The following is a 6,000-nucleotide window of genomic DNA, read 5'->3' on the forward strand; positions in this document are numbered from 1 at the left end:
TTATTTATTCAGGAATATTCTGATCCATCCTGAAATTAACCCCACACACACAAAAAAAAAGCAGGACTAATAATTATCCTGGCACTGTATTTTCATCCTCTGGATTATTCTTAATTACTCATCGCCAGCATTTATCGACGTGAACGAATTTATAACAAAAAACGAAATATCGAAAGTCAACTGGCACCATAGGAAATAAAATAGGAGAAATCCCATGATGATATTTCTTCATAATACCTTAACGTAAAGCAATGCATTCAAATCGTGTACTCAACGAGACTGAACTAATTTATGGATAAATTAGATCCATTAGTTAATGAAATAATTATCATCACATTATAGTTAAGAAAGGTAATAGCATTTATGAGAAAATCACGATATACCGAAGAGCAAATCACCAGTGCAATTAAAGCATCTGAGTGCGGCGTTAAAGTGAAAGAGATTTGTGAAGAACTTGGGATCTCTGAAGCAACCTTTTATAGTTGGAAGAAGAAGTATTCTGGTCTTTTCTCAGAGGAAGGCAGAAAAATCAAAGAGTTAGAGGACAAGATTCACACCATGGAACGTGAGTTGCAAACGCTCACCTCTGACAAGGAAATGCTGCAAAGTGTAATGAAAAATTTCTTTACTACCAATGAGAAACGCCAGGCAGTTAATTTTCTACAGGAGAATTATGAGATAGGGACCCGGCGTAGTTGCCGCCTGATGGATATTAGCCGCAGCGTTTATCACTATCCCTACAACCTGGAAAATCATCAATAGCAAATGGCGATAATGTGTTCTTCAATGGTTAAAACCTGAATATTCCGGTGACAGCCCAGGTGTTTAGTCCTGTCCCTGGTCGACATATTCTCTTAAGTGCTAATCATTAAACCCGAACCCTCCGGGGTGCGCGGCAAGGCGACAGCCAAAATTAACCTTTAACATCAATACAGTACAAGCGTATCTTTCTCAAACATAGAGAAAGATGCGCTTGTAAGTATATAAGCCTCTCTGTCTATTCACCTCACAACGCACGCTTTCATGTTAAATAAAGCAAGGAGAATCACTCTATATCGACCGATGTTTTTACATTTTTTTAAAAATATGCTCATAATAAGAACAGATTTTGTCCCCGCGCCTTTCTCCCGACAATTTCATCCTCTGCTGGCATTCAGAAAAAAAGCTTAACTTTCGCTTAGCTATTTGCATCAGACTGAATAATGTGGAATCTGTTACACATGCATCATTAATGTTTCCGAATTAGCAGCTGACCATTATTAATCAGAGTATCGATAAAAAATTTGAGTTAATGATGGTTCAACGAGAATCAGACTGTATCAATTAATGCCTGACATGAAATAAGTAGAACAAATTGACTGTCCCAAAAAAGTGATGAATCGCATTAGCGATTATTCTTATAGCAGAACAATTGTTTCCTGTGGCAGGAAAGCAATGCGCAGACGCCCTATTCAAAAAAGATACAAATCGTCTGAAAATGAGGCTGATATCACAAATACAGTATAAAGAAAGTCCCATGCTTTTGTTGGTGAGCCTGATATCTCTGCGTTCTTATCATTCAGTGACCGCTATTTTCAGGGTAACCTGTTCAGGTTTCCCTGTTGCCAGCACCAGGCCAACGAGCGACGCTGGCTGGCTTCACTCCGGCACCGCGTCACCCGCCACGCCACGCCACGAACAGAACAGAACAGAACAGAACAGAACAGAACAGAACAGAACAGTCCGACAGCAACCGTGCCGGGACCCGCTGTCGCCACGGCATCCGGGCAAACGGATGGTCACGTAGCAAATTTGTGCTGATCGGGACACTCACCAACAGTGTGCCAACCATCATGGTGGTAACGGGCACAGCCTGAGGACGCCTGACAGTCAGATGTTATAAAGAAGGTTTCCTGACAGCGTCAGCTTGCGCACTTCAATACCGTTGCTGCGGGTAAACCGGACCAGGCAATGCCGAAAACAGGTCATAAGTGACACAGCACCCATCGATTGTGCTGCATAAAGAAAGCCTGCCACCACAAGCTGGCCTGCGGAGAGCGGCACTTACATCACTCCCGCAACCAGCGCCAAAAGAATAACTGCCAGCATAGTTGTCCTGAATTGCAGAATAAAAAGCGCCAGCGTTGCCTGCAAAAAAACCTGCCAGTGGCGCAAATTGCACCAGATAAACGGTGGAAAGTGATGGGAAACGGCGTGATGTCATCAGCGAACGCAGTCAACCTGCTATGGCGTCAGGCTGCATATGCACTGCCGTTCATTACATTAAATTCTGTTGATTCTGACAATGAAGGACTGCCCCAGCAGGATAATACCGGGCTATTTTTTAACCAAAAAATCGCATGCTCATTGCTGCCTGGGCCTGGCGACTTTAAACATTTTATCAACCGACGCCAATAATATCCCTTCATCATACAGGTAATTATCCTGCGCTAAATATTGAAGTGCTTCACTAAGGCTTTTCGCGCCAGGATAATTAACATGTCTGATACCACCTCGTTACCCCATCAGGAGAACAGTGTCACTTCTTCCTTTCGCTGGTTTCCGGCCGGCTTAAGCCAGGTAAACGGTGGTATGGCTGTGAATATCGGATGAAATATCTGATACGTTCGCTGATATACCCGGTGACCACCTATCGCCTGATCGATGCCATCGTGGCAGAGCCGGTGATGAACAGGATCCTGTCGATTCAGCACACCTTACCCAGCAAAATTCACCGCCCTTATCTGCGTGGGGGGCCGGTCACACAGCGCGCGCAGGCGGTGATCGATCACTATGATTTCACCAAAAATCTGTCGTCATTTCGCCTCCGCCTGGCCATGCTGACGACACAGGGGATGGATGTGTTGCAGTTTACTGGCAAGAATGGCGAACATTTCACCATCACACTTGCCTGCACCGGACGCTGCGAACGCAAGGGCGAGGTCAATCTGTTTATCAGCATGCCAGGTATAAAACTGGCGATGCTGACGGACAAAACGGCAGCAGTGTGCTTGTGATTGGCGGTATGCAGGGTGCCCACCGGGATACCCCACATGAACTGATCCGCGATGCGACCAGAGCGTGTTATGGCCTGTTTCCTGAACGGCTGCTGATGGAAACCCTGCTGTTATTCTGCCGGGCAGCAGGTATGGAGGGGGGCCAGAATGTCAGTGATGAAGGGCATATTTTCCGCAGCTTGCATTATCAATTGATGAAAAAGCGCCTGTTTCTCGAAAGCTACAATGAATTCTGGGAAACGCTGAATGCCGTGCCGTTGTCGGCCAGCTTATATGAAATCCCGCTGACGTTTCCACGTAAAGCCCCGGAGTCAATCGCCAGCCAAAAACGGTCAGAATACCGCAAACGCTATGAGCTATTGGATATGTTAAGCCAACAGTTCGCCGGACAGCTTTGATCGCCACGCAGATCAGCGGTTTTCTTTGGCAACATCGTCAATCTTCCAGCCCTGAAGATCCCGGTGCAAAGTGACCAGCAACTGTTGCCGATCGTCAGGATCGTTACCCAGTGTGACATCACCGGAAGCCGTATCACCATTTATCGTAAAGCGGGTGACGCTGACATGATCCACCCAGGAATCGCTGTAGTCCTGATCCTGTAAAAAATAGTCATCATCCATGCCGTCCGGGCTTTTTATCAACACGTGGATTTTCTGCAACAGCCGTGGCGTTACATATTCGTTCAGTAACGGATCGTGCTCATCAATCGGGCTTTCTTCTTTATTCAGTGCGCTAAGATACCAGCTGTAGAAGTTTTTGCTGGTGGTCTGAGGATCGCTATTCTGTTGCGCCGCTCCGGCGTGCAAAGCAAACAGCGCCATGCCCAGCGCCAGTAACCATTTTTTCATTAGTGCCATCTCTTCCCGATAAATTCTTCTCGTAGCAGCCCGTGTGCGTCCATGCTTCAGTATGCCAACACCCTGCTAATTTACCCTTTCGCACCACTTTTTGAGCGGATTTCTGCATTTTTTTAGTAAATTTTTTATCCTGTGGTATCTGCCAGCCAGCGGCAAATACGTTGCGCCAGTTCGGCAGGCTGTTCCAGCGGCAGCATATGTCCAGAATCATCAATGACTTCAAAGGTGGCGTGCGGGAGATGTTCATACAATATTCGCGACTCCTCCACACGGCGCATCCGATCCTCTGCGGCAGCAATCACCAACGCCGGACAGCGGATCTGATCCAACAGATGGGTATCGCTGTGACGTGCCATTAGTAGCTGGCGACAATATGCCTCCTTACCGACACGCAGGCTCATCTCAAGAATTTGCGACTGTAAACGGGGATCATCAGCGTGTTTTTCACTTAATGACAACGCTATCGCTTTCTGCCCCAGACCACGAAAAGTGCCGTGACTGTTCAACAGTGATTGTGCCGTGGCTGCTTTGTATGCGCTGGTCTGCGGGCTGTCACGCTGGCTGGAGGTGGCGATCAGGATCAAACGCCGGACGCGCTGCCCTGCCTGACGTACCATCTCACGGGCCACAAATCCGCCCATTGAGAATCCCACCAGCGTAAAACGCTCAGGAGCCTGAGAAAGCACTCTGGTCGCCATCTCTTCCTGCGAACTGTCACGGGATAAATCGCCACACATCAGCGGTCCATACCCGGACAGCCCTGCGGCCATATGCTGCCATAATCCGGCATCACACATCATGCCGGGCAGTAAAACCATCCCCGTCATCTCATCCTGCCCTCTTAATTCTTTGCCGCGATGATAACAGCCTTGCAACAATTTTTTCAGGGGATTGGCCTGTTGTTTTTCTCACTGACCGCTGGCTATTTAAGAAATACAACACCGTGCTTTGCGCGCTCATCCACCGTAAGGAAAAACACATCGGGACGGGAATAGTGCCCGGAAACATCAAAATCATAGCGCGCACGCACCAGTTCAGCAGTGTCGATTTTTGCCGTCAGCAAACCACTGACACCGGTCATCGGCCCTGCCAACACCTCGCCAAGAGGGCCTACAATCATGCTGTTGCCGTTGATGAGCACCCGGTCTGGATCCCAACCGGGAACCTCTGTGCCTAATTCATTGGGGGTTGGCTGCATCTGGCAGGCGGTAATGACAAAGCAGCGGCCTTCATGAGCGATATGCCGCATGGAAGCACGCCAGACATCGCGCTCATCAACCGTTGGCGCACACCAAATCTGCACGCCTTTGGCATACATGGCGGCACGCAGCAACGGCATGTGATTTTCCCAACAGATAGCGCAGCCCACTTTACCCGCGGCCATTTCTACTACCGGTAGCGTTGAGCCATCTCCCTGCCCCCAAATTAAACGTTCCGTACCGGTTGGCATCAGTTTGCGGTGCTTCGCGACCAGCCCGTCCTTAGGCGAAAAGAACAGCGAACTGCAATACAGCGTGCTGCCATCACGTTCGATTACGCCGATGACCACATCGGCACCGCAGCGGGCGGAAAACGCCGCCAGTGCGTCGCACTCCTCTCCAGGAACATCAATGGCAGTGGCATAATAAGCAGCAAACGCTTCGCGCCCCTCCGGCAGGCGAAAACCGAGCCAGGTGCCAAAGTTACTGCCTTTCGGATAACCACCCAGCAGTGCTTCAGGCATTACCACCAGGCTGATACCCTGACGGCGTATTTCCTCTTCGTAACTGATGATCTGTGCCAAAGTGGCGGTTTTACCCTCGGGGTGCGATCCCATCTGCAATGCAGCAACAACGGAGACAGACATTATGATTCTCCCATGACTTTCCTGCCATACTGAGAGACATTAAACGATTAATCAATCAGGCTTGCCAGATGGCAGTGGACAGGCTCGTCTGTCGGAATGTGTCAGTCGATGGGCAAATCGCGGTGGTATCTTCCCATCATTTTAAAAAATGAAAAGCTGTGTTCTGAAACATAAATAGCTTATATGGACACCTCTCCGATGCAAGCACCGGCAGGTCTCTTTCTGACAAAGTAGCCACACACATATATCCGGCTTCGTGAGCCCCGATGAACATCCGTACTCTCTGTCCTCATTAGTGCCA

General features: G+C 48.6%; 8 protein-coding genes. 5 read left to right on the plus strand and 3 right to left on the minus strand.

Features of this window, described 5'->3' with window-relative positions; translation table 11 throughout:
* The first annotated feature begins 363 nt into the window (after window positions 1-363).
* From EB241_RS19135 to EB241_RS21830, 5 genes are all read left to right on the plus strand, one after another.
* Window positions 364-762 carry a transposase gene (locus EB241_RS19135; protein ID WP_124234677.1) on the plus strand — a complete coding sequence of 133 codons (399 nt, stop codon included), beginning with the start codon at window positions 364-366 and terminating at the stop codon, window positions 760-762.
* 839 nt (window positions 763-1,601) lie between these two features.
* Window positions 1,602-1,856 carry a hypothetical protein gene (locus EB241_RS19140; protein WP_124234678.1) on the plus strand — a complete coding sequence of 85 codons (255 nt, stop codon included), beginning with the start codon at window positions 1,602-1,604 and terminating at the stop codon, window positions 1,854-1,856.
* A gap of 289 nt (window positions 1,857-2,145) precedes the next feature.
* A complete protein-coding gene (locus EB241_RS19145) occupies window positions 2,146-2,397 on the plus strand; it encodes a hypothetical protein (protein ID WP_124234679.1) in 252 nt (83 codons plus the stop codon).
* A 191-nt stretch (window positions 2,398-2,588) separates the two neighbouring features.
* Window positions 2,589-2,996 carry a DUF535 family protein gene (locus EB241_RS21825; protein WP_124234680.1) on the plus strand — a complete coding sequence of 136 codons (408 nt, stop codon included), beginning with the start codon at window positions 2,589-2,591 and terminating at the stop codon, window positions 2,994-2,996.
* Window positions 2,987-3,394, plus strand: a complete 408-nt coding sequence (locus tag EB241_RS21830) for a DUF535 family protein (RefSeq protein WP_124234681.1) — start codon at window positions 2,987-2,989, stop codon at window positions 3,392-3,394. The genes EB241_RS21825 and EB241_RS21830 overlap by 10 nt, the downstream gene beginning before the upstream one ends.
* A gap of 12 nt (window positions 3,395-3,406) precedes the next feature.
* Here EB241_RS21830 and EB241_RS19160 read toward each other — a convergent pair whose 3' ends face one another.
* The 3 genes from EB241_RS19160 to EB241_RS19170 all read right to left on the minus strand — a co-directional run bounded on the left by EB241_RS19160 (window position 3,407) and on the right by EB241_RS19170 (window position 5,699).
* Complete coding sequence (locus EB241_RS19160) at window positions 3,407-3,844, minus strand: DUF3828 domain-containing protein (RefSeq protein ID WP_124234682.1); 438 nt, start codon at window positions 3,842-3,844, stop codon at window positions 3,407-3,409.
* Between the two features lie 134 nt (window positions 3,845-3,978).
* Window positions 3,979-4,680 (minus strand): alpha/beta fold hydrolase, encoded by a 702-nt coding sequence (locus EB241_RS19165; protein ID WP_124234683.1) that lies wholly within the window; start codon window positions 4,678-4,680, stop codon window positions 3,979-3,981.
* A 95-nt stretch (window positions 4,681-4,775) separates the two neighbouring features.
* Window positions 4,776-5,699, minus strand: coding sequence for a carbon-nitrogen hydrolase family protein (locus tag EB241_RS19170; protein ID WP_124234684.1), 924 nt, complete (start codon window positions 5,697-5,699; stop codon window positions 4,776-4,778).
* Window positions 5,700-6,000 lie beyond the last annotated feature (301 nt).

The organism is Erwinia psidii (assembly GCF_003846135.1).
GTDB lineage: Bacteria > Pseudomonadota > Gammaproteobacteria > Enterobacterales > Enterobacteriaceae > Erwinia > Erwinia psidii.

Excerpts from the sequence above, each read along its gene's own strand:
- EB241_RS19135 (WP_124234677.1), top strand. The coding sequence starts at position 364 with ATGAGAAAATCACGATATACCGAAGAGCAAATCACCAGTGCAATTAAA.
- EB241_RS21825 (WP_124234680.1), top strand. The coding sequence starts at position 2,589 with ATGAAATATCTGATACGTTCGCTGATATACCCGGTGACCACCTATCGC.
- EB241_RS19160 (WP_124234682.1), bottom strand. The coding sequence starts at position 3,844 with ATGAAAAAATGGTTACTGGCGCTGGGCATGGCGCTGTTTGCTTTGCAC.
- EB241_RS19165 (WP_124234683.1), bottom strand. The coding sequence starts at position 4,680 with ATGACGGGGATGGTTTTACTGCCCGGCATGATGTGTGATGCCGGATTA.
- EB241_RS19170 (WP_124234684.1), bottom strand. The coding sequence starts at position 5,699 with ATGTCTGTCTCCGTTGTTGCTGCATTGCAGATGGGATCGCACCCCGAG.